This is a genomic window from Pseudomonas sputi (assembly GCF_021603585.1).
Taxonomy (GTDB): Bacteria; Pseudomonadota; Gammaproteobacteria; order Pseudomonadales; family Pseudomonadaceae; genus Aquipseudomonas; species Aquipseudomonas sputi.
The window spans coordinates 186958-210697 of sequence record NZ_BQHI01000001.1 but is presented as its reverse complement, the minus strand read 5'-3'; the positions used below and the strand labels follow the sequence as shown (position 1 = coordinate 210697).

17 protein-coding genes are annotated in these 23740 nt (G+C 61.4%); 5 read left to right on the top strand and 12 right to left on the bottom strand.

The genetic code is table 11. The features are described from left to right. Positions 1 to 2: 2 nt before the first annotated feature. From L6D81_RS00965 to L6D81_RS00955, 3 genes are read right to left on the bottom strand one after another with little or no spacing between them, the layout of a single operon-like run. Entirely contained in the window at positions 3 to 869 is an 867-nt protein-coding gene (locus L6D81_RS00965) for a carbohydrate ABC transporter permease (protein ID WP_236177535.1), read from the bottom strand. Beyond that, complete coding sequence (locus L6D81_RS00960) at positions 866 to 1978, bottom strand: ABC transporter ATP-binding protein (protein WP_236177534.1); 1113 nt, start codon at positions 1976 to 1978, stop codon at positions 866 to 868. The genes L6D81_RS00965 and L6D81_RS00960 overlap by 4 nt, the downstream gene beginning before the upstream one ends. After that, on the bottom strand, positions 1978 to 3072 hold the full coding sequence (locus tag L6D81_RS00955; protein WP_085690014.1) for an ABC transporter ATP-binding protein: 1095 nt from the start codon (positions 3070 to 3072) through the stop codon (positions 1978 to 1980). Before L6D81_RS00955 ends, L6D81_RS00960 begins: the two co-directional genes overlap by 1 nt. A gap of 270 nt (positions 3073 to 3342) precedes the next feature. Between L6D81_RS00955 and L6D81_RS00950 the strand changes: the two genes are divergently transcribed. Continuing rightward, on the top strand, positions 3343 to 5208 hold the full coding sequence (locus L6D81_RS00950) for a sigma-54-dependent Fis family transcriptional regulator (protein WP_236177533.1): 1866 nt from the start codon (positions 3343 to 3345) through the stop codon (positions 5206 to 5208). A 151-nt stretch (positions 5209 to 5359) separates the two neighbouring features. Here the strand turns inward: L6D81_RS00950 and cysS are convergent, their stop codons facing one another. Together cysS and L6D81_RS00940 are read right to left on the bottom strand one after the other, a co-directional pair. Then, positions 5360 to 6742, bottom strand: a complete 1383-nt coding sequence (gene cysS / locus L6D81_RS00945; RefSeq protein WP_039767472.1) for a cysteine--tRNA ligase — start codon at positions 6740 to 6742, stop codon at positions 5360 to 5362. A 20-nt stretch (positions 6743 to 6762) separates the two neighbouring features. Next, entirely contained in the window at positions 6763 to 8463 is a 1701-nt protein-coding gene (locus tag L6D81_RS00940) for a glutamine--tRNA ligase/YqeY domain fusion protein (RefSeq protein ID WP_236177532.1), read from the bottom strand. Between the two features lie 250 nt (positions 8464 to 8713). Between L6D81_RS00940 and L6D81_RS00935 the strand changes: the two genes are divergently transcribed. Beyond that, positions 8714 to 9220, top strand: a complete 507-nt coding sequence (locus L6D81_RS00935) for a peptidylprolyl isomerase (RefSeq protein WP_169430967.1) — start codon at positions 8714 to 8716, stop codon at positions 9218 to 9220. Beyond that, a complete protein-coding gene (gene lpxH, locus L6D81_RS00930) occupies positions 9217 to 9972 on the top strand; it encodes a UDP-2,3-diacylglucosamine diphosphatase (RefSeq protein ID WP_236177531.1) in 756 nt (251 codons plus the stop codon). Before L6D81_RS00935 ends, lpxH begins: the two co-directional genes overlap by 4 nt. Before the next feature lie 152 nt (positions 9973 to 10124). On the opposite strand, the gene L6D81_RS00925 is transcribed toward lpxH, so the two are convergent. The 7 genes from L6D81_RS00925 to L6D81_RS00895 all read right to left on the bottom strand — a co-directional run bounded on the left by L6D81_RS00925 (position 10125) and on the right by L6D81_RS00895 (position 21278). Then, a complete protein-coding gene (locus L6D81_RS00925) occupies positions 10125 to 11654 on the bottom strand; it encodes a DHA2 family efflux MFS transporter permease subunit (RefSeq protein WP_169430969.1) in 1530 nt (509 codons plus the stop codon). 81 nt (positions 11655 to 11735) lie between these two features. Beyond that, positions 11736 to 12938 (bottom strand): HlyD/EmrA/EmrK family protein, encoded by a 1203-nt coding sequence (locus L6D81_RS00920; protein ID WP_236177530.1) that lies wholly within the window; start codon positions 12936 to 12938, stop codon positions 11736 to 11738. Between the two features lie 15 nt (positions 12939 to 12953). Next, positions 12954 to 14423, bottom strand: coding sequence for an efflux transporter outer membrane subunit (locus L6D81_RS00915; protein ID WP_236177529.1), 1470 nt, complete (start codon positions 14421 to 14423; stop codon positions 12954 to 12956). Beyond that, positions 14413 to 14895, bottom strand: coding sequence for a MarR family winged helix-turn-helix transcriptional regulator (locus L6D81_RS00910; protein ID WP_236177528.1), 483 nt, complete (start codon positions 14893 to 14895; stop codon positions 14413 to 14415). The genes L6D81_RS00915 and L6D81_RS00910 overlap by 11 nt, the downstream gene beginning before the upstream one ends. A 267-nt stretch (positions 14896 to 15162) precedes the next feature. Beyond that, entirely contained in the window at positions 15163 to 18837 is a 3675-nt protein-coding gene (locus tag L6D81_RS00905; RefSeq protein ID WP_236177527.1) for a translocation/assembly module TamB domain-containing protein, read from the bottom strand. Next, positions 18834 to 20561 carry an autotransporter assembly complex protein TamA gene (locus L6D81_RS00900; protein ID WP_236177526.1) on the bottom strand — a complete coding sequence of 576 codons (1728 nt, stop codon included), beginning with the start codon at positions 20559 to 20561 and terminating at the stop codon, positions 18834 to 18836. Before L6D81_RS00900 ends, L6D81_RS00905 begins: the two co-directional genes overlap by 4 nt. Positions 20562 to 20627: 66 nt before the next feature. After that, positions 20628 to 21278 (bottom strand): GNAT family N-acetyltransferase, encoded by a 651-nt coding sequence (locus tag L6D81_RS00895; protein ID WP_007951503.1) that lies wholly within the window; start codon positions 21276 to 21278, stop codon positions 20628 to 20630. Between the two features lie 174 nt (positions 21279 to 21452). Between L6D81_RS00895 and xthA the strand changes: the two genes are divergently transcribed. Together xthA and L6D81_RS00885 are read left to right on the top strand one after the other, a co-directional pair. After that, positions 21453 to 22265 carry an exodeoxyribonuclease III gene (xthA, locus tag L6D81_RS00890; protein WP_236177525.1) on the top strand — a complete coding sequence of 271 codons (813 nt, stop codon included), beginning with the start codon at positions 21453 to 21455 and terminating at the stop codon, positions 22263 to 22265. A 120-nt stretch (positions 22266 to 22385) separates the two neighbouring features. Next, positions 22386 to 23720, top strand: a complete 1335-nt coding sequence (locus tag L6D81_RS00885; protein ID WP_236177524.1) for a substrate-binding domain-containing protein — start codon at positions 22386 to 22388, stop codon at positions 23718 to 23720. The last annotated feature ends 20 nt before the right edge of the window (positions 23721 to 23740 follow it).

Here is a 23740-nt window from a genome sequence, read left to right as displayed (position 1 = left end):
CCTCAGCGGTTGGCATCGTTGTGGGTCATGGCGGTGTAGAACAGCCAGGACACCAGCAGGATGATCAGGAAGTACACCAGCGAGAATGCCGCCGCCGGCCCCAGGTCGAATTGGCCTACGGCCATCTGGGTCAGGGTCTGACTCAGGAAGGTCGTCGAGTTACCCGGCCCGCCGCCGGTGAGCACGAACGGCTCGGTGTAGATCATGAAGCTGTCCATGAAGCGCAGCATCACCGCGATCAGCAGCACGCTCTTCAACTTCGGTAACTGAATGTGCCGGAAAACTGCCCACGCCGATGCCCGGTCGATCCGTGCGGCCTGGTAATAGACGTCGGGAATCGCCCGCAACCCGGAGAAACACAACAGCGCGACCAGCGAAGTCCAGTGCCAGACGTCCATCACCAGCACGGTGACCCAGGCGTCCATGGTGTTGGCCGCGTAGTTGTAGCTGATGCCCATGGCGTTGAGGCTTGAGCCGAGCAGGCCAATGTCGGCGCGGCCGAAAATCTGCCAGATGGTGCCGACCACGTTCCATGGAATCAGCAGCGGAATCGCCAGCACGATCAGCACCAGCGACGACCAGCGACCCTTGGTCGGCATGGTCAGCGCGATGGCGATGCCGAGCGGGATTTCGATCAGCAGCACACACGCCGAGTAGATGAACTGGCGCAGCAACGAGTCATGCAGACGCGGATCGAGCAGCACCTGCTTGTACCAGTCGGCGCCGACGAAGTAGCGGCTGGACTGGTCGAAGATGTCCTGCACCGAGTAATTGACCACGGTCATCATCGGGATGACCGCACTGAACGCCACCAGCAGAAACACCGGCAACACCAGCCACCAGGCCTTGTTGTTCTGCACTTTGTTCATGGCTGTACCTCGCTGTCGGTGGCATCCAGCAGAAATTCGTCGGCATAGACCATCAGCCACTGCGCCGGGAAACTGATGTACGCCGTGCCTTGGGGCACCGGTTTGTCCTCGGCCAGACGCACTTTCAGCGGTACGCCATCGAGATCCAGGGTCATGATCTTGTAGGTGCCGAGGTCTTCGACGTGTACAACCCGCGCCTGCATCGCGTCATCAAAGGGCTCGTCCCACACATGGATGAACTCGGGACGGATACCGACCTTCAGATTTTTCCACTGACCGTGTTCGATATGGCGCTGCAAGGCGTCGGACAGCGGCAGGTGGGTCGAATTGAAACCGACCCCGCCCGGTTGCGGCTGCACTTCGATCAGGTTCATCCCCGGGCTGCCGATGAAGTAGCCGACAAAGGTATGGCTCGGCCGCTCGAACAATTCCCGTGGCGTGCCGAACTGGACGATCTGCCCGCCGTACATCACCGCGATCTTGTCGGCGAAGGTCGAAGCCTCCAGTTGATCGTGGGTGACGTAAACCATGGTGATGTTGAACTGCTCGTGGATCTGCTTGAGCTTGCGCCGCAGTTTCCATTTCAGGTGCGGGTCGATCACCGTCAGCGGTTCGTCGAACAGGATCGCCGACACGTCATCGCGCACCAGGCCCCGGCCCATGGAGACTTTCTGTTTTTCGTCGGCGGTGAGGTTGCGCGCCTTCTTGCTCAGCAGGTTTTGCAGATCGAGGACTTCGGCGATTTCCTGCACCTTGCTGTGTACTTTCGCCTCGGCCAGGCCCTGATTTCTCAGGGGAAAAGCGAGGTTGTCGAACACGGTCATGGTGTCGTACACCACCGGGAACTGGAACACCTGAGCGATGTTGCGCTTCTCCGGGGTCAGGTCGTTGACCGCTTTGCCGTCGAACAGCACATGCCCCTGGGACGGGCTGAGCAGACCGGAAATGATGTTGAGCAAGGTCGATTTGCCGCAGCCCGAAGGGCCGAGCAAGGCATAGGCACCGCCCTGCTCCCAGATGTGATCCATCTCGCGGATCGCATAATCCTCGGGCCCGCTCGGGGTTTTGCTGTAGCTGTGGGCGAGGTGCTGCAAACGGATTTCGGCCATCAGGCAACCCTCGCGACGCGCCGGCCCGGTGCCTGCACCAGACGGCCCTGCGCATCGAACACAAACAGTTTATGGGTCGGGATATAAATGCGGATCGGCGCATCGACGTCGTATTCGTGAACCCCCGGCAGATGCAGCACCAGCAGGAAATGCTCGTTGCGCACGTGCAGGAAGGTTTCCGAACCGCTGATCTCCGCCACCTCGACGGTCACCGCCAGTTCCAGGTCGTCGTCATTGCTCGGCACCAGCGAGATGTGGCTCGGGCGCACGCCAAAGCGGAACTCGCCCTCGCCCACCGGCCGCAGGTCGACGTTCAACGGGAAGTGCACGAAGTTGGCGAAGCTCACTTCGTTGCCCGCAATACGCCCCGGCATCAGGTTGATCGGTGGCTCGGAGAACAATTCAGCCGCCAGCACGGTTTTGGGCTGGTGATAGACCTCGGTCGAAGGGCCACTCTGGATCACCCGGCCCTCATGAAGAATCGTGGTGGTGCCGCCCAGCGCCAGCGCTTCGTTGGGTTCGGTGGTGGCGTAGATGGCAATGGTGTGGCGCGCCTTGAACAGCTCGCGCATTTCCTGGCGCAGTTCTTCGCGCAGTTTGTAGTCGAGGTTGACCAGCGGCTCGTCGAACAGGATCAATTCGGCATCCTTGACCAGCGCCCGGGCCATGGCGGTGCGCTGTTGCTGGCCGCCGGAGAGTTCCAGCGGATAGCGCTTCAGGAATTTTTCGATGCGCAGCATCTTCGCGGTTTCCTGCACCTTGCTCTGGATCTGCTCATTGGAGATCCCGGCCTGGCGCAGCGGCGAGGCGATGTTCTCGAACACCGTCATGGTCGGGTAATTGATGAACTGCTGATAAACCATCGATACGTTGCGCAAACGCACCGGACGCTGGGTGACGTCGACGCCGTTCATCAGGATCCGACCGCTGTCGGGCTTGTCCAGACCGGCCATCAGGCGCATCAGACTGGTCTTGCCGGACAGCGTGCGCCCGAGCAAAACGTTGAAGGATCCAGGTTCGAATTTCAGGCTCGCATCGTCGATCCAGGTCTGGCCTTCGACGGTGCGGCTGACGTGCTCCAGGGTGAGTGACATGGCTCGGCCTTTTTATTATTGGAGTCAAGCGACCTGTCCTGTAGAGCGACATTCGTGCCAGAAACGGCAAGCTGTTGATTTACCGCCAAATTCGCTGCGAGCCAGGCAAACCGTGGTTCGTAGCTGAACACAAATGAACAGTTGCGACTGAACAATTGAACAGTCTGGCGATTGACAATGAACAATAGTGAACAACACTCTAGGGATGCTTTTTGCTCGTCGAACGAGCCATAACAAAAACAACAAAGCACCCTTCAGAGACTGCCGATCATGGCCGCACCTGCCCCGCCGCTTTCCCACGATGCGATCGTTCAGGACTCCTGGTCCCGTTGCCGCGCCTTCGGTCTCAATCACCAGAGCGCCCCGGCCTTCGATCAGTTGCCCGCCGCCGGCATCGCGCAGTTGCTCGAGCGCCATCAATCGCTGGTGCAGACCACCCATCAGGAAGTGCTGCCGTATTACGAAAACATCCTGAGCAATTCCAACTGCCTGATCATGCTGGCCGACAATCAGGGCCAGGTGCTGACGTCCTGGGGCACCCAGCGTTTCATCGAGCCGAACCTGGCGCGCGGTTTTCAGGCCGGCGCCAGTTGGATCGAACGCGCCAGCGGCACCAATGCCATCGGGACTGCGCTGGCCTGTGAGCAGGCGGTGCACATCGAACACGATGAGCACTTTCTCAAGGCCAACCGCTTCATGACCGGTTCCGCCGCGCCGATTTTCGATGCCGAGCGCAAGGTCATCGCCGTGCTCGATGTGTCCAGTGACAGCTACCTGCCGCCCTCGCACACCCTCGGCATGGTCAAGATGATGAGCCAGACCGTGGAGAACCGGCTGATCCTCAACCTGTTCCATGGCCAGCATTTTCAACTGACCTTCAACACCGGGTTGAACAACCTCGACAGCCAGTGGGCCGGGCTGCTGATCTTTGATGAGAGCGGTCAGGTGCTGTCGGCCAATCGCCGGGCCGACAATCTGCTGGGTGTGCGGTTGTCGCGGGTCAGTGTTGAAAGTCTGTTCAAGGTGTCGTTGCTGGAGTTGATCAATCAGCCGGACGGTTTGCCGTTTGCCTTGCAGACTTCCGGGCGCAATCGGTTCCAGTGTTTGTTGAAGCGACCTAAACAGGCGCCGATTCAGGCGCGAGTCTTCACTGAAACCAGAGCCGCCGAAACCAGAACCATCGAACCGAAAGTCGCCGCACCCACGGCCATCAGCCTGAGCACTTTGCACTTCGGCGACAGCCGTGTGGAAAAAGCCGTGCGCCAGGCCGAACGCCTGCTGGAAAAGGACATTCCGTTGCTGATTCACGGCGAAACCGGGGTTGGCAAGGAGGTCTTCGTCAAGGCCCTGCACCAGGCCAGCTCCCGCAGCAAACAGGCGTTCATCGCCGTCAACTGCGCGGCGATCCCCGCCGAACTGGTGGAGTCCGAGCTGTTCGGCTATGAGAAAGGCGCGTTCACCGGCGCCAACCAGAAAGGCAGCATCGGCCTGATCCGCAAGGCCGACAAAGGCACCCTGTTCCTCGACGAGATCGGCGACATGCCGCTGCCAACCCAGGCCCGCCTGTTGCGCGTGTTGCAGGAGCGCTGCGTGCAACCGGTGGGCAGCAGCGAGCTGTTCCCGGTAGACCTGCGGATCATCTCCGCCACCAACCGCTCGCTCCGGGAACAGGTGCAACTGGGGCGCTTTCGCGAAGATTTGTACTACCGCATCGGTGGCCTGACGCTCGAATTGCCCCCCCTTCGCGAGCGCAGCGACAAGCAGGCGCTGTTCAAACGCCTGTGGGAACAACATCGCGAGCCGTCGCAGTGGGCGGGATTGAGTCGTGAAGTGCTGGAGCTGTTCGAACGGCATCCGTGGCCGGGCAATCTGCGTCAGGTCAGCAGTGTGATGCAGGTAGCGCTGGCGATGGCCGAGGAACAACCGATTCGGCCCGAGCATTTGCCGGACGATTTCTTCGTCGATCTGGAGATGGAGCCGGTGGAAGTGGCCGAGCCGTTGGGCATCGACCTGAACGATGCCGAGGCGTTGAACCGGGAGTTGCAGTTGGCCGGGGGCAATATTTCCCACCTGGCGCGACGGCTGGGGGTAAGCCGCAATACCCTCTACAAGCGGTTGCGGCAACTTGAGAACTGAGCGCCCCCCTAGCGGGTCAGGTCGAAAAAAGAGGCCTGCATATTAGATCGTTCCCACGTCGAGGCGTCGAACCGTCTGCGTGGGAATGATCCAACCAGCAGAAAAACAAAAACCCGCACAAGGCGGGTTTTGTTTGCAACAGACGCAGCGATCAGTCAGCCAGACGCCAGGTCGTACCGCCCTTGCCGTCTTCCAGCACCACGCCCATGGCGGTGAGCTGGTCGCGGATGCGGTCGGATTCGGCCCAGTCCTTGCCGGCACGTGCCGCCAGACGTGCAGCAATCAGCGCCTCGACTTCGGCGGCATCGACACGCCCTTCGGCGCCGGCCTGCAGGAAATCGTCGGCTTCAAGCTGCAACACACCGAGCACGCTGGCCAGTTCTTTCAGGCGCGCCGCCAGACCGGCCGCGGCATCAAGATCGCTCTCGCGCAGACGGTTGATCTCACGGACCATCTCAAACAGCACCGCGCAGGCTTCCGGCGTGCCGAAGTCGTCGTTCATCACCGTGGTGAAACGCTCGACGAACGCTTCGCCGCCCGCCGGCGCCACGTTCGGCAGGCCTTTCAACGCGTGGTAGAAACGCTCCAGTGCGCCCTTGGCGTCCTTGAGGTTGTCTTCCGAATAGTTGATCGCGCTGCGGTAGTGGCTCGACACCAGCAGGTAACGCACGACTTCCGGGTGGTACTTGTCGAGCACGTCGCGAATGGTGAAGAAGTTGTTCAAGGACTTGGACATCTTCTCGCCATTGATACGGATCATGCCGCAATGCATCCACGCGTTGGCGTAGGTCTTGCCGGTGGCCGCTTCGCTCTGGGCGATTTCGTTTTCGTGATGCGGGAACTCGAGGTCGCTGCCGCCGCCATGAATGTCGAACGTCTCACCCAGGCAGCAGGTGGACATCACCGAGCACTCGATGTGCCAGCCCGGACGCCCGGCGCCCCACGGCGATTCCCAGCTCGGCTCGCCCGGCTTGACGCCTTTCCAGAGCACGAAGTCCAGCGGATCTTCCTTGGCTTCGTCGACCTCGATCCGCGCACCGATGCGCAGGTCTTCGATCTTCTTGCGCGACAGCTTGCCGTAGCCCATGAACTTGCCGACGCGGTAGTACACGTCGCCATTGCCCGGGGCGTAGGCGTAACCCTTGTCGATCAGGGTCTGGATCATCGCGTGCATGCCAGGGATGTGATCCGTGGCGCGCGGCTCCATGTCCGGCTTCTGGATGTTCAGGCGCGCCTCGTCTTCGTGCATCGCGGCGATCATGCGCTCGGTCAACGCTTCGAACGACTCGCCGTTCTCGTTGGCCCGGTTGATGATCTTGTCGTCGATGTCGGTGATGTTGCGCACGTAGGTCAGGTCATAACCGCTGAACCGCAACCAGCGGGTCACCAGGTCGAACGCGACCATGCTGCGGCCATGGCCCAGGTGGCAGTAGTCGTACACGGTCATCCCGCAGACGTACATGCGCACCTTGTTGCCATCCAGCGGCTTGAAGACTTCTTTGCTCTTGGTGAGCGTGTTGTAGATCGTAAGCACGGTGTTTCCTTGAGACTTGATCACTGGCCCCACGAATCGCGCAGGGTCACGGTACGGTTGAATACCGGCTGGCCTGGTTTCGAGTCCTTGATATCCGCGACGAAGTAGCCTTCGCGCTCGAACTGGAAACGGTCTTCCGGCTGTGCGTTGCCCAGCGAGGGTTCAGCACGACAACCGGTCAGCACTTGCAGTGAGTCAGGGTTGATGTTGTCCAGGAAACTCGCGCTGTCTTCGGCCTTCTCCGGGTTCGGAGAACGGAACAGGCGATCGTACAGACGCACTTCGCACTCGACGCTGGCAGCGGCCGGCACCCAGTGGATCACGCCCTTGACCTTGCGGCCTTCAGGGTTCTTGCCCAGGGTGTCCGGATCGTACGAGCAACGCAGCTCGACGATGTTGCCGTCGGCGTCCTTGATCGCTTCGTCGGCGCGGATCACGTAGCTGCCGCGCAGACGCACTTCGCCGTTCGGCTCCAGGCGCTTGTAGCCTTTTGGCGGCTCTTCCATGAAGTCATCGCGGTCGATATAGATTTCACGGGCGAATGGCAGCTTGCGCACGCCGAGTTCTTCTTTCTGCGGATGACGCGGCAGTTCGAGGTTGTCGACCTGGTCTTGCGGGTAGTTAGTGATCACGACTTTCAACGGACGCAGCACGCACATGGCGCGCGGGGCGTTCGCGTCCAGGTCCTGACGGATGCTGAACTCGAGCATGCCGAAATCGACCACGCCGTCGGAACGGTTGGTGCCGATCATCTCGCAGAAGTTGCGGATCGATGCCGGGGTGTAGCCACGGCGGCGGAAGCCCGACAGCGTCGACATGCGCGGATCGTCCCAGCCGTTGACGTGTTTCTCGTCAACCAGTTGCTTGAGCTTGCGCTTGCTGGTGATGGTGTAGTTGAGGTTCAGACGGCTGAACTCGTACTGACGCGGGTGCGCCGGCACCGGCAGTGCGTCGAGGAACCACTCGTACAGCGGACGATGGCTTTCGAACTCCAGGGTGCAGATCGAGTGGGTGATGCCTTCGATGGCGTCGGACTGACCGTGGGTGAAATCGTAGTTCGGGTAGATGCACCACTTGTCACCGGTCTGGTGGTGGTGGGCGTGGCGGATGCGGTACATGATCGGGTCGCGCAGGTTCATGTTCGGCGAGGCCATGTCGATCTTGGCGCGCAGTACGCGGGCGCCGTCCGGGAACTCACCGGCGCGCATGCGGGCGAACCAGTCCAGGTTCTCTTCCACCGAACGATCGCGGAACGGGCTGTTCTTGCCCGGCTCGGTCAGGCTGCCACGGTATTCCCTGGCTTGTTCAGGCGTCAGGTCGTCGACGTAGGCCTTGCCGGCCTTGATCAGCTCGACGGCCCAGTCGTGCAACTGGTCGAAGTACTGCGAGGCGTAGCGCACTTCGCCGGACCATTCGAAGCCCAGCCATTTGACGTCGCTTTCGATCGCGTCGATGTATTCTTGGTCTTCCTTGGCCGGGTTGGTGTCGTCGAAACGCAGGTGAGTGACGCCGCCGAACTCCTGGGCCAGGCCGAAGTTCACACAGATCGACTTGGCGTGGCCGATGTGCAGGTAGCCGTTGGGCTCAGGCGGGAAACGGGTGACGATCTGCGTGTGCTTACCCGAGTCCAGGTCCGCCTGGATGATCGGGCGCAGGAAATTGACCGGCGTGACAGGGCCGGTCTTGGAATTCGAGGTAGGGTCGACAGTGGGCTTGCTCATAGGATCCTTGAACGTACAGTGCGCGGCCGGGACACGGGCCTGACAAAACAAAGCCGCTATCATAGCCGATGCTGTCAAGCCCCTGACAGAGCAGGGCTTAAAAGGAATGCATTTAATCGCCGGGTTTTGAAAAACAGCCTCGAAATTCGCGCCTGTCACGCTAAACTGCGCACCTTGGCCCTCACGGGCTGAACCGGTACGGGGCCGAAATGTCCCAATACCCACGAATTCCTTATAAAGAGCATCGATCATGACTCAAGTTAAATTGACCACCAACTTCGGTGACATCGTCATCGAACTGAACGCTGAAAAGGCGCCTGTCACCACTGCCAACTTCATCGAATACGTCAAGAAAGGTCACTACGAGAACGTCGTGTTCCACCGCGTCATCAAAGGCTTCATGATCCAGGGCGGCGGTTTCGAGCCAGGCATGAAAGAAAAGAAAGACAAGAGCCCAAGCATCCAGAACGAAGCCGACAACGGTCTGAAGAACGACAAATACACCATCGCCATGGCCCGTACCATGGACCCGCATTCGGCTTCGGCGCAGTTCTTCATCAACGCCTCCGACAACAGCTTCCTGAACCACACCGCCAAGACCGCTCAGGGCTGGGGTTATGCCGTGTTCGGTAAAGTGGTTGCAGGCACCGACGTTGTCGACAAGATCGAAGGCGTTTCCACCACGTCCAAGGCAGGCCACCAGGACGTACCCGCAGACGACGTGATCATCGAGAAAGCCGAGATCATCGAAGCGTGATATTGCTGATTTCAGACTTGCATCTGGAAGAGGAGCGCCCGGACATTACCCGGGCGTTTCTGGATTTGCTCGCCGGACGCGCCCGCTCGGCGAGTGCGTTGTACATTCTGGGCGACTTCTTCGAGGCGTGGATTGGCGACGACGCCATGACCCCCTTCCAGCGTTCCATCTGCCAGGCCCTGCGCGAACTCAGCGACAGCGGCACGGCCATTTTTCTGATGCACGGCAATCGCGACTTCATGCTCGGCAAGGCCTTCTGCAAGCAGGCCGGCTGCACGCTGTTGAAGGACCCGAGTGTCGTGCAGTTTTACAACGAACCGGTATTGCTGATGCACGGCGACAGCCTGTGCACCCGCGACGAATCCTACATGAAGCTGCGCCGCTATCTGCGCAACCCGCTCAGCCTGTTCATCCTGCGCAACCTGCCCTTGCGCACCCGGTACAAGCTTGCGCGCAAGCTGCGCAGCGAAAGCCGGGCGCAGACGCGGATGAAGGCCAATGACATCGTTGATGTCACGCCAGAGGAAATCCCGCGGATCATGCAGGAATACCGGGTGAAAACCCTGGTTCACGGGCACACCCATCGCCCGGCCATCCACAAGTTGCAGATCGGCGATCAGGCAGCGAAGCGGATTGTGCTGGGGGATTGGGATCGTCAGGGTTGGGCGTTGCAGGTGGATGAGAACGGGTTTGCGTTGGCGCCGTTTGACTTTGCCCCGCCGCCGGCACTGCCCGCCCCCGCCACCGTCTGATCGTTCCCTGACTTAGGTGATCGTTCCCACGCTCTGCGTGGGAACGCCTCAATGGACGCTCCGCGTCCGCTTCGGCATGGGACGTGGAGCGTCCCGGGCTGCATTCCCACGCGGACGGTTCAACGCCTCGACGTGGGAACGATCTGGCAAAGTTAGTGACCGCTGGCGGCCGGGCCTGCCTTGGCAGCAAACGGCGGTTTCGCCAGCCACACAATCAGAATCAACCCCATGAACCCCCAGCCCAACAGCGTGAAGTAATCCACGGTGGAGAGCATGTACGCCTGACTGGTGAGGATCTGATCCATCTGCGCATAGGCCGATTGGCTCGCGCCACCCAGCGAATGCAAGGTCTCGCGAGTCGCTGGTTCGAAGGTGCTGATGCTCTCGCTCATATAGGCATGATGCTGATCCGCCCGGCGAATCCAGATCCACGTAGTCAACGACGCCGCAAAACTGCCGCCCAATGTCCGCAAGAAAGTCGCCAGACCGGCGCCATCGGCAATCTGGCTCGGCGGCAAGTCCGACATCAGAATGCTCAGGGTCGGCATGAAGAACAGCGCCACCCCAATCCCCATGAACAGCTGCACCAGGGCGATGTGCTGGAAGTCCACTTCGTTGGTGAACTCGGCGCGCATGAAGCAGCTCAGGCCGATTGCCAGAAACGCCAGCCCGGCCAGCAGGCGCAGGTCGAACTTGTGGGCGTACTTGCCGACAAACGGCGACAGCAACACCGGCAGAATGCCGATCGGCGCCACCGCCAGCCCGGCCCAGGTCGCGGTGTAACCCATCTGGGTCTGCAGCCATTGCGGCAGGATCAGGTTGATGCCGAAGAACCCAGCGTACCCCAACACCAGCACCAGCGTGCCGATGCGGAAGTTGCGATAGGCAAACAGCCGCAGGTTGACCACCGGATGTTGGTCGGTCATTTCCCAGATCACGAACACCGCCAGCGCGATTACCGAAATCGCCGCGCCGATGATGATGAAGTTCGACTCGAACCAGTCCAGGTCATTGCCCTTGTCGAGGATCACCTGCAATGCGCCCACGCCGATGATCAGCGTGATCAGCCCGACGTAATCCATCGGCTGATGGCTGGTGACCACCGGGCGCTTGGCCAGTTGCTGGCGCACCACCATCACCGCGAAAATCCCGATCGGCACGTTGATGAAGAAGATCCACGGCCAGCTGTAACTGTCAGTGATCCAGCCGCCGAGGATCGGCCCGGCAATCGGCGCCACCACCGTGACCATCGCCAGCAACGCCAGGGCCATGCCCCGCCTCGCCGGCGGATACACCGCGATCAGCAGCGTCTGGGTCATCGGGTACAACGGCCCGGCCACCAGACCTTGCAGCACGCGGAAACCGATCAGTTCCGGCATCGACGTGGAAATACCGCAGAGGAACGAAGCCAGGACAAACAGGATGGTCGCCCACAGAAACAGCTTTACCTCGCCGAAGCGACGGCTCAGCCAGCCGGTGAGCGGCAGCGCAATAGCATTGCTCACGGCAAACGAGGTGATGACCCAGGTGCCCTGCTCCGAACTCACGCCGAGGTTGCCGGAAATGGTCGGCAACGCCACGTTGGCGATAGTGGTGTCGAGCACCTGCATGAAGGTCGCCAGCGACAGGCCGATGGTGCTGAGCAACAGGCTGGGCGGCGAAAAAGAGGCGTTATTGCTCATCGCGAATCCTTTGGAGCCGATTTTTTTACAGCGGGGACGAGCGCCGCACCCCTTACGGGGCGCGGCGAAGGGATTGGCGAATCAGCGTTGCGCGGTCTTGCTGACCGCCGCGCTGTTGTCGTGGATCAACTGGGTGATCATCGCGTCGGCTTCGGCCAATTGGCGGTCGTAGACGTTGGTGCTGAACGAGGCCTTCTGCGGCGGTTGCTGGGCCAGTACCGGGCCGCTCTGGTCGTGCAGGTTGACCTCGACATTGGTCGACAGACCGACGCGCAGCGGGTGTTTGGCCAGTTCTTCGGCGTTGACGTGAATCCGTACCGGCACACGCTGCACGATCTTGATCCAGTTACCGGTGGCGTTCTGCGCCGGCAACAGGGCGAACGCGCTGCCGGTGCCCGCGCCGAGGCTGTCGACGGTGCCGTTGAACTTGACGTCGCTGCCGTAGATGTCCGACTCGATCTCCACCGGTTGGCCGATGCGCATGTCACGCAGCTGGGTTTCCTTGAAGTTGGCGTCGATCCACAGCTGATCCAGCGGAATCACCGCCATCAGCGCGGTGCCCGGCTGCACACGCTGGCCGAGTTGCACGGTGCGTTTGGCGACGTAACCGGTGACCGGCGCAATCAAGGTGCTGCGCGCGTTGGTCAGGTAGGCCTGACGCAGTTGCGCGGCGGCGGCCATCACGTCCGGGTGCGAGGAGACCACGGTGTCATCGACCAGCGCGCTGGTGGTTTTCAGCTGCTGCCGGGCGCTGGCCAGGGCGTTCTGTGCCGAGGTCAGGTCATCGCGGGCGTGGGACAGTTCTTCCTGGGAAATCGCCCCGCCGGCCGCGAGATTTTTCCGCCGGTTGAAGTTGTCCTGGGCTTTCTGCACTTCGGCCTGTTGCGCATTGACCTGGGCCTTCATGCCGTCGACGTTGCTGTACAAACCGCGAACTTGACGCACGGTGCGGGCCAGATTGGCCTTGGCACTTTGCAAGCCGACTTCGGCGTCGTTCGGGTCGAAGTTGATCAGCACCTGGCCTTCATGCACCAGATCGCCATCGTCGGCGCCAATGCTGACCACGGTGCCGGTCACCAGCGGGGTGATTTCCACCACGTTGCCGTTGACGTAGGCGTCGTCGGTGCTTTCGCTCCAGCGCCCGATGAATTCGTGATACGCCCAGACACCGGCACCGGCGAGGGCAACCACAACGGCCAGCACCAGCAGCATCATCTTGCGTTTGCGCGGATTGCCAGTGTCCTGGGCGTTGTCTTGAGCTTGTGTGTTTTCGGCAGTGGCCATGACAAGTACCTTGAATTAGTTGTGCGGCGTGGCTGGGGTGGCGTTGGCTGCGGTCAGGGTTTGCCCCTGGAAGCCGCCGCCCAGCGCTTGCATCAGTTGAATCGACAGGTCGATCTGCTCGGCATTCAGGTTGGCCAGCTGACGCTGGGCCTGCAGCAATTGCTGCTCGATGCTGAGCACGTCCAGGTAGTTGCCGATGCCGGAACCGTAACGCTGGACGACGGTGTTGTAAGAGTCCTGGGCAATCTCGGTCGCGTGCTGCTGGGCGCCGATCTGCCGGCCGATGTCACGCAACTGGTTGATCGTGTCGCTGACATCGCCCAGGGCTTTCACCAGGCTTTTGTTGTACTGCGCCACGGCGAGGTCGTAATCGGCGTCGCGGGCATCGAGGTTGGCGCGCAGGCGTCCGCCATCGAAGATCGGCACCGAAATCGTCGGGGCAATGTTGAAGAAGCGACTGGCGGAACCGAACATCGCGTCTCCCAACAGGGATTCGGCACCGGCGGAGGCCGACAGGTTCAGGTTGGGATAAAAGCGGGTCTTGGCCGAATCGATGTCCTTGCTCGCCGCCTCGACACGCCAGCGCGCGGCGACCAGATCCGGGCGACGGCCCAACAGTTCGGCCGGCAGCACCGAGGGCAATGCCACGGCGCTGGCTTGCAGGACTTTCGGTCGGGCGATTTCGTTGCCGCGATCCGGGCCCTTGCCGAGCAACACGGCCAAAGCAATTTTTGCGCTGTTCAGGCGTTTTTCGGCGTCGATCAGGCTGGCTTCGGAGCTGGCTTCCAGACTTTGGGTCTGCTGGAACTGGTACTGGCTGTCAATCCCCGAGTTCAAACGACGCTGGCTCAGGTCGAGCATCTGCTGGGTGCGTTTGAGGTCTTCGCTGGCCAGGTCATAGATGATGTGCGCCTGACCCAGATCGCTGTAGGCCCGTGCCACATCGGCGGCGAGGGTCAGTTGCGCGGCCTGACGGTCGACTTCGGCGGCGCGAGCCTGACCGAGTGCGGCTTCCCAGGCGTCACGCTGACCGCCCCACAGGTCGAAGTTGTAATTGAAACCGGCGCTGATGTTGCGCACGGTGGCGTAGGCATCGCCCTGCCCTCGCGGGTCCTGATCCTTGGCCAGGCGCGAACGGCTGATGCCGGCGCTGGCGTCGAGGGTCGGATAACGCTCGGCATCGGCGGCATACGCGGCGGCGCTGGCCTGATGGGCGCGGGCGTCGGCGATCTGCATGTCCGGGCTGTCTTTGAGGGCTTCGCGGATCAGGCCGTCGAGCTGCGGATCGCCGAGGCTGGTCCACCAGTCGCTCTTCGGCCACGCGGCCTGGGACAGGGTGACGCCGTTGAGCGATTGCCCGGTCTCGAGGGTTTTCGCATCGAGGCTGGCGCCCTGGGTATCGAGGCCACTGTAGTTGGCGCAACCGGCGAGGATCATCGCCGACAGCACCAGTGTCAGGCTGCTGCGCAAGGTTTTACCGCTCATTGTGTTCACCTAACCGCTGGAGGGTGATCGGGTCACCGGCTGCCAGCAAAATTTTCTTGAGGATGTATTCCAGGGTTTTCAACTCGTCCGGGGTCACGGCGCCGGCCAGTTCATTCATGGCGTCGGCACCGATGTGCGGCAGGCGATCGGCCAGTTGCTGGCCCTGCTCGGTGAGTTTCAGTTGCACCTGACGGCGATCGCCTTCGCTGCGTTGGCGAACCAGAAAACCTTTCTGCTCCAGACGGTCGAGCATGCGAGTCATCGAACCGCTGTCCAGCGACAGGTGCCGGCACAGCTCGGCCGGGGTGTCGACGCCGAACTGGGCCATGATGATCAACACCTTGAACTGCGCGGCGGTGATGCCGTGGGGTTCCATGTGGGTGTCGATGATCTTGTCCTTGAGCAAGGCGGCGCGGCCGAGCAACAGGCCGAGATGGCAATGCTTGAATTCGTCCGGGGTGAAATGTTTCATTTGCTCACCTAATAACTGCCTAGGCAGTGAATGTATGTCGAGATGTTACTGCCTAGGCAGCGAATGTCAACGTAATAGTTAGGTTGCTTTGTAATTAGCCGATCACTGACCCCGCAAGATCGTTCCCACCTTGAGGCTTCGAACCGTCTGCGCGGGAATGCCTGAATGGACGCTCTGCGTCCGCTGTTGAATGGGACGCGGAGCGTCCCGGGCTGCATGCCCACGCGGAGCGTGGGAATGATCAGGATCAGGGAGGGAAGAAGCGGGCTAGAAATCCCGCTTGTAGAAGATGTCCAGCGAACTGGCCACGCCGCTGGCGGCTTCGAGGTAGACCTTTTTGCTCAGTTTGTAGCGCAGAGCGATGGTGTTGGCCGGTTCGAACACACCCACGCCGTAACGCAGGCTGAGTTTTTCGGAGATGTTGCCGCTGGCCACCACGCTGGTGGTGTTGCCGCTGCCTTGGGTGTCGAGCTGGAAGTCCTGAATGCCCAGGTCACTGGCCAGACTGCTGGTGACCCCGGAACTGCCCATCAGGCCCAGACCGAGCGCCGCCTGCGCGAGCATGTTGTTGTCCTCGCCGGTGGTGCTCAGCGGACGCCCCAGCACCAGATAGGACAGCGCCTGCTCCTGGCTCATGGCCGGTTCCGAGAAAATCTGCGTGGTCGGCTGCTCGGCGCTGCCGCTCAGGCGGATGCCGGCGATCACGTCGTCGGTCTGGCGAATCGCCTCGATGTCGAGATACGGCTGATCGATCGGCCCGGCAAACAGCAGACGCGCTCGACGCACCGTGAGGCGCTGGCCGTAGGCGCGGTAGCGTCCGTCGTTGAGCCACAGCTCGCCACGGGTGTCCATGTTGTCGCCGATGTGCACCTGACCTTGCAGGTTGGCGGTCAGGCCGAATCCGGCGAAGCTCAGCTTGTCCTGGCCGACCACCACGTCGATGTCCATTTTCATCGCCAGCGGCGGTTTGCCCTCTTCGGTCTGCGCGCCGACGATGATCGTGTCATCGGAGACTTTCACCGTCGATGGCGGCAGTTCGCGCACGGTGATTTCGCCTTTCGGTACCAACACCTTGCCGGCTATCGCCAGCTCATCGCCGGCCATGGAAATCTTCAGGTCCGGCGCCACTTCCAGTTTGGCGTAGGGCTCGACCGTCACCGGCAGTTGCGTACCCTTGAGCGCCAGATCCACCACCAGCGCCTGACCCCAGGCAACGTTGCCGTTCAGACTGCCCTGCCCGCTCTTGCCGCTTTTCCAGCCGCCATCGAGGCGCACCGACTCACCGGCAATCACAGCGGTGAGTTGCAGGTTCTGCAACTCCATCGGCAACTCCGGCCCAGACACTTCGCCGTCGCTAAGCTGCACCGTGCCATTGACCAGCGGCGCGAGCAGCCCGCCGGAAATCGTGCCGCTGCCGTTCAGGCGCCCGGTGAGTTTCTCGACCATCGGCACAAACGGCCGCGCCACCGACAGGTCAAGCCCGCTGAGGCGGAACGAACCGCTGAGTGGCTTGTTCTTCGGCAGCGGATTGATCTGCGCCTGCACCATCAACTCACCGAGCTTGCCGCCGACGAAGTTAAGGTCGGTGTCGATGCGCTTGGGCGTGAGTTTGCTGTTGAGCTTGAGGGTCTGATACGGGAAGTCGAGCCACTGATCCTTTTCCTTCATGCGCAAGGTGCCGCCGCTGGCATCCACGCTGATCTGGCCGTTCGGGCCGCTGGCCGGCAGGTCCAGTTGCAGGTCGGCGTTGAGCTTGCCCTGCCAGGCGAAATCCTTGGGCAGCCACTGCGCCAGGCTTTCGATCGGGAATTGCTTGAGGTGATAACGCAGCTTCGGTTCCGGCATCAGGCGCTGATCTTCACCGCACAGACTGGCATTGCCGGACAGCCAGCAATGGGCGCCGAAGGTGATCTTGCCGTCAGCCAGACGCTCGAGCCTGGCCGGGTTTTGCAGCTTCCAGTCCTGGCCGCCGGCCTGAATGTCGCCGCTGGCCAGACGCCCGCGCCAGTTGCCTTTGTCCAGAGTGCCGTCCAGACCCAACGCCAGTTTCAGCTTCGGCCCGAGCAGATCGAGATTGAGTTTCTGGCTTTTGATATCGCCCTGAGCGCTGGCGGTCAGGGTGCCCAGCGGCGTATCGCCGGCCTGGATGCCGCTGCCCTTGAGGTCGATCTTCGCCCGTTGCGCGCTGTCGAGGGTGGCATCGAGGTTGAGGCTTTGCAGGCGATTGTCCTGGAACGCCAGTTGCGAACCTTGCAGGCCGAGCTTGCCCTGCGGCGCCTTGAGCGTGCCGGCGACATCGACCCGACCGTTGATCTGTCCACGCAGCTGCGGCCAGAGCTGGGCGAGACGCGGCAGTTTGATGTCGATCTGGCCGGTGAGCTTCTGTTGCAGGCTGCCCTTGCCGTTGATGCTGTTGTCGCCGAGGCGGATTTGCAGGGCATTGAGATTCCACTGCTCGCCGGCGCCGTCAGCCTTGGCTTGCAGGATCGCCGGTTGGCCGCGCAGCTTGCCCTTCAGATCGAGGTCGGCATTCAGGCTCAGGCGCTCGTTCTTCATTTCGCCTTGGCTCTTCAACGGACCGGCCAGCGTGCCCGGCAGCTCCGCAACCCAGTACGCCGGGTTAAGCGCCGACAGTTCCAGCGCGGTGTCCCAGGCAATGCCATCGGCGAATTGCACGTTCACATGGCCTTCGGCCTTGCCCTGCCCGGCTTCAAGTTTCAATTGGGGCAGGAAGATCTGCTTGAGGTTGCCGCTGAACGGACTGTTCAGGCTGAACGCCCCCGCCGGCCCCTCTGCGGCGGCGGCAAAGTTACCGATGTACTGACCGTCGGTGTAGGAGACTTCGCCCGTGAAGGTGCGCAATGTGACCTGCGGCTCGTCGATCTCCGGATAGAGCCGATGCCAGGGAAAGTCCAGCCAGTTGATATTGGCTTGGGCGCTGAGGCCTTTGCTCCAGTCAACATTGCCGGTGAGCTTCAGGCTTTGCTTGTCATTGGCCGTCAGGTCGAGGCCGGCAATCTGCGCACCCTTGGCGTCGACCTTGCCTTTAAGCAACAGCGCCACCGGGCCTTTATCGGCAGGCAACGTGGCATTGCCGATGAGTTGGTAACCGTTTTTCAGGTCGCCTTCGCCGGTCAATACCAGTTGATTGAATTGCAGGGTGTCCGGCAGATCGGCGCTCGGCTTGAACGCCTCCGATGTGATCCGCACCTTGGCCGGCAGGTTTTCCGCCAACGGTTGCAGTTCGCCGCTCAACTGGCCGTCGAGGTAGCCACGGCTGTCGGCGTGCAGGTTCAGGGTTTTCAGCAGATCGCCTTCGACCTTCAGCGCCAGCGTCCAGGGCTCGGGAGCCGGCGACGGCAAGGTCAGATCACCGGCGATGTTCAGCGGCCAGTTGCCGGTCGGTTGCAACAGGCCGGACAGATTCAGACTCAACTCATCGCGTTGCAGCTTCACGCTGTCGATCTGCAGGCCCTTGGCGGTCCAATGCGCCGCCAGTTGCAGGCCTTTCAATGCTTCGCTGCCGTTGAACAACAGGCTGCCGACCTGCACGTCACCCAGCTCGATGGCCACGGGCAATTGCAGATCTGGAAGCTTGATTGGGCCGCTTTCCGTGGTGTCCTCGCTCGGCGGGAATTGCAGGCTGACGGTATCGGTCTTGAGCTGTTGGATGCACAGGGTCATGCGCGTCAGACACAGCGGCGACCATTCGAAGATCGGTTTGTCCAGTTCGACGCGGCTGCTGTCCTGCTGCCACAGCAGGTGATCGGCACTCCACTGCCCGCCGAGGCGGCCCTGGAAATTGTCGACGCTCAAGCCCGGCACCCGCCCCAGCACCCAACGGCTGCCAGCCTGCGTTCCAAGCACAGCGGTGATGCTCAATACGATCAGCAGCACCAGCGACAACAGCGCCAGTGCCGATATTTTCAAACCACGCTTCACAGCTCAGGCCCCATGGAAAAGTGCAGCCGGATGCCGCCATCGTCGTCCAGCGCGTGGGCCAGGTCGAGGCGGATCGGCCCCACCGGCGAGACCCAGCGCACACCGATACCGACCCCGGTCTTGAGGTTCGGCAGTTCGAGTTTGTTGAAGGAGTTGCCCTGATCGACGAAGGTCGCGACACGCCACTTTTCGGCAATCGAATATTGATATTCGACGCTGCCGGCCACCATGTAACGCCCGCCGATGCGGTCACCCTCGGAGTTCTCCGGGGACAGGCTCTGATAGTCGTAGCCGCGCACGCTCTGATCGCCACCGGCGAAGAAGCGCAGCGACGGCGGCACCGATTTGTAACCGTTGGTGGCGCTGCCGCCAACCTGCACCCGGCCGAGCAGGCGGTGCTTGTCGAACACGGTGGTCAGGCCTTTGATCAGCGCCGTGCCATAAAGCAGGTTGTTGTCCGAGCCGAGGCCTTCTTTCGCCACTTTGCTTTCGAAGGTCAGGCGATAGCCATTGCGCGGATCGATGCGGTTGTCGCTCTTGAGGTAGGAATAGCTGACGCCGGGCATCAGCAAGGTGCTCAGACCGGAGTCGTCGCCGAGCTGGTATTCCTCGCGCTGCCATTTCAGTGAGATCACCCGCTGCCAGCCGCTGGGCAATTTGCTGTGCCATTCAGGGCCGAAGGTCAGCAGCTTGCTCAAGGTGTCGGAGCCGTCGATGTCCTCGTATTGATAACCGCCGGCCCAGCGCAGTTTGTCGGTCAGCGGCGGGTCCAGCGGGATGTCGTAGAACAGGCCGACGTTCTGCCGTGGCGCCGACAACTCCGCCTCCCAGCCGTAGCTGTCGCCCTGCGGGTTGACCCAGTGGCGGGTCCAGTTGGCCTTGATTCGTGGGCCGACGTCGGTGGAATAACCGAGACCCAGGCCCATGGTGCGCGGCTTGCGGGTGTCGAGTTTGACGTCCACCGGGATCACGTCATTTATCGCGGCGGTCGGCGCAGCGTCGACCCGCACACCTTCGAAGTAACCGCTTGATTGCAGGTCGCGGTTGAGTTCGGCGATCAGCTCGGAGTCATACGGCGCACCAGCCTTGAACGGCACCATGCGCTGCAGCAAGTCTTCGTCGAACGGTGTGTCGCCTTCAAAACTGACTTTGCCCAGCGCATAACGCGGGCCGCTTTCGTAGATCAATTCGACGTCGGCAACCCCGGCGCGGGGATCGACCAGCAATTTCTGGCTGGTGAAACGGCCACTGAAGAAGCCATAGCGCGAGGCCTGGTTCTGAATCAAGCGTTTGGCGTCTTCGTAACGCCCATGGTTGAGCACCGCGCCGGGTTTGAGCACGTCACTTTTCGGGACTCGAAAGGACTTGAGGGAGGCCGCCGGGCCGTCGACGCGCACGGTCACGTTGCGCAGGCGGATAGGCTCGCCGGGATCGATGTTCAGCACCAGACGCGGTTTTTCACCGCCCTTGACGTCACTTTCGATCTGCGGCTGGTAATAACCCAAGGCCTGAGCGGCCTTGCGCGCCTGCTCTTCGGCGCCACGACTGAAGCGCTGCAAGGCTTCTTCGTCACGATCGCCGAGGCTGCCGATATAGCCTTCTATATTGGCTTTGAGTTCATCGTTGGACGGTTTGATCCGCACATCCAATTCACTTTGCGCCAGCGCCGCGCAGCTGCTTAACAGCATGAGCACGCCACTGGTAAATCTTCCTGGAAACTTCATAGGCGCGGATGCTATCACGGGCTTGGGAGCGTGATAGAACAGGAAATTCCCCCAAAAGTTCGACGGTCATCCCGTTGCTGTTTGTAACACCTGCGGGTTGGCATGGAAAAACACGTGCTCGCGCACCGGGCCCACGGCGACTTCACCGATTTCCTCGTAACCCTGACGCTTGTAGAACTCAAGGTAACGCGGGTTGCCGGTGTCGAGGATGACGCCTTGGGAGCTTTCGTCCACCGCGCACCAGTTGTGTACCGCTTGCAGCAGTTGCTCGCCGAAATGCTTGCCCTGAAATTGTGGATGCACGCCGAGCAGCGGCAGCATGTGCACCGAGTCGGTCGGCACGCAGGCTTCAACGGCGGCGTGGTATTCCAGATAACGCCGGGTGCAGCGGAAACCGGTGCTCAGCACCATGCGCAAACGCCAGGCCCAACTCTCGGTAACGCCCAGACGCCGCTGCGGCGGCGCGATCAGGGCGATGCCGATCAGGCGATCGTTGACCAACAGGCCGATGGCCGGCAGATCCTGCAGGAAATGCTGTTTGACCAACTCCCGCACCGTGGCCCGCACCCGTTGTTCGTAGCCAGGACGCTCGGCCTCGAACAGGTAGGCGAAGGTCGGCTCGTGACGGTAAGCCTGATACAGCAGGGATCGCGCTTCACGGGAATAGCCGCGGTCGAGCATATGAATGTCGGCAATGGCGGTTTGGGTTTCAGGCATGACGGTGATTCTCCCTGGACGGGACTCAAGAGGCCCCGTTCTTGTTATACGAGCCTTGGGCAGAAGGGATCGTTCCCACACCCGAAAGACATTAGCAGCGCATATGGACTACCGCCACGCTGGCCCAGATCCTACATGTCAGCTAGCATCGCCCTTTTGCCAGGACTGCCGACCATGAAGATCGTTTCCTTCAACATCAACGGACTGCGGGCCCGTCCGCATCAGCTGGCGGCGCTGATCGAAAAGCATCAGCCGGACGTCATCGGCCTGCAGGAAACCAAGGTCCACGACGACCAGTTCCCGCTGGAGGAAGTGCGGGCCCTGGGTTATCACGTGTATTTCCACGGCCAGAAAGGCCATTACGGCGTTGCCCTGCTCTCGCGCCAGGAACCGATTGCCGTGCACAAAGGCTTCGCCACCGATGAAGAAGACGCGCAGCGACGCTTTATCTGGGGCACGTTCGCCGACGCCAATGGCGTGCCGGTGACGATCATGAACGGCTATTTTCCACAGGGCGAAAGCCGCGACCATCCGACCAAATTCCCGGCCAAGCAGCGCTTCTACAGCGATTTGCAGGCGTTGCTGGAAAGCCAGTTCCACAACGAGCAGCCGCTGGTGGTGATGGGTGACGTCAACATCTCGCCGGAAGACAGCGACATCGGCATCGGCCCGGACAACATGAAGCGCTGGCTGAAAACCGGTAAATGCAGCTTCCTGCCGGAAGAGCGCGAGTGGATGGCCCGCCTGAAAAACTGGGGCCTGACCGACAGTTTCCGTCACCTGAACCCGGACGTGACCGACATGTTCAGTTGGTTCGACTACCGCAGCCGCGGGTTTGAGGACGAGCCGAAACGCGGTCTGCGCATTGATGTGATTCTGGCGTCCCATGGCTTGCTGCCACGGGTGAAAGCCGCCGGTGTCGACTATGAGCTGCGCGGGATGGAAAAGCCTTCGGACCATGCGCCGATCTGGCTGGAATTGAGCTGATACCGCAATCCCCTCAAATCGCTGTGGGAGTTCGCTCCCACAGCTTGAGCGCTGTCATTTTTCAGAAACGTCTTTGACTTAATCTCCCCGGCAATCCCCTTGGCTGCAAGCGGTGCCGGCATGACCCTGCGTGTTCTGTTCGTCTTTCTCCTGAGCGCCTGGCTGCAGGTTGCGGCCGCGGCGTTGCCCATTCCCGAGAACGGCCCGGTATTGCGCATCCAGGGTTCCAACACCATTGGCGCAGCGCTCGGCCCGGCATTGGTTGAAGGCCTGTTGCACGATCAGGGGCTGTTGAAAGTCCACAGCGAAACCCCGGACACCGCCAACGAACAACGGGTCGTCGGCTTGACGGCCCAAGGCCAAAGGGTCGTCGTGGAGATCGCCGCCCACGGTTCGAGCACCGGTTTCACCGCACTCAAGACCGCCAGCGCCGATCTGGCCGCCTCGTCGCGTCCGATCAAGGACAGCGAACTGCTGAGTCTGCAATCACTGGGCGATCTGAAAAGCCCCGGCGCCGAGCAAGTGATCGCCATTGATGGCCTGGCGATCATCCTTCATCCCGACAATCCGCTGAATCAATTGAACACCGAACAACTGGCGCGGATCTTCAGCGGCGAGGCGAAGACGTGGGAAAACGTCGGCGGCAAGGGTGGGACGATTCATTTATATGCGCGGGATGATCAGTCCGGCACCTACGACACGTTCAAGGAACTTGTCCTCAGCCGTCGTGGGAAATCCCTGAGCAATGCCGCGAAACGGTTTGAATCCAGCGAGCAGTTGTCCGATGCCGTCAGTGCCGATCCGCAAGCCATCGGTTTCATCGGCCTGCCCTATGTGCGCCAGGCCAAGGCCGTGGCGATTGTCGACGGGCAATCCCAGGCGATGCTGCCGCTCGCCAGCCTGATCGCCACCGAAGACTATCCGCTGTCGCGGCGGCTGTTCTTCTATCTACCGCCCGACAGCAATAATCCGTGGGCCAAGGCCTTGGTGGAGTTTGCGCAAAGTCCCCGGGGTCAGGCGATTGTCGCGGCCAACGGTTTTATCGCCCAGACCGTGCAGGCCATTGCGGTGACGCCGAATGCGCTGATGCCCGAGGGTTATCAATCCCTCAGCCGCCACGCCCAGCGTCTGACCGTGAACTTCCGCTTCGAAGAAGGCAGCGCCAGCCTCGACAACAAGGCCCGCCAGGATCTGGCCCGGGTGTTCGACTATATAAAGCACCACGACAAGACCGACCGCGCGGTCACACTGGTGGGATTCGGTGACGCCAAGGACGACCCGGCACGGGCGGATTTGCTGTCGAAGCTGCGGGCGATGGCGGTACGCCGGGAACTGGTGAAAAACGGTGTGGTGTTGCGCGAAGTGCGCGGGTTTGGCGCGCTGATGCCGGTGGCAACCAACAGCGGGGATGAAGGCCGGATCAAGAATCGGCGGGTTGAGGTGTGGGTTTACTGAATCTGGTGTTGATGATCGTT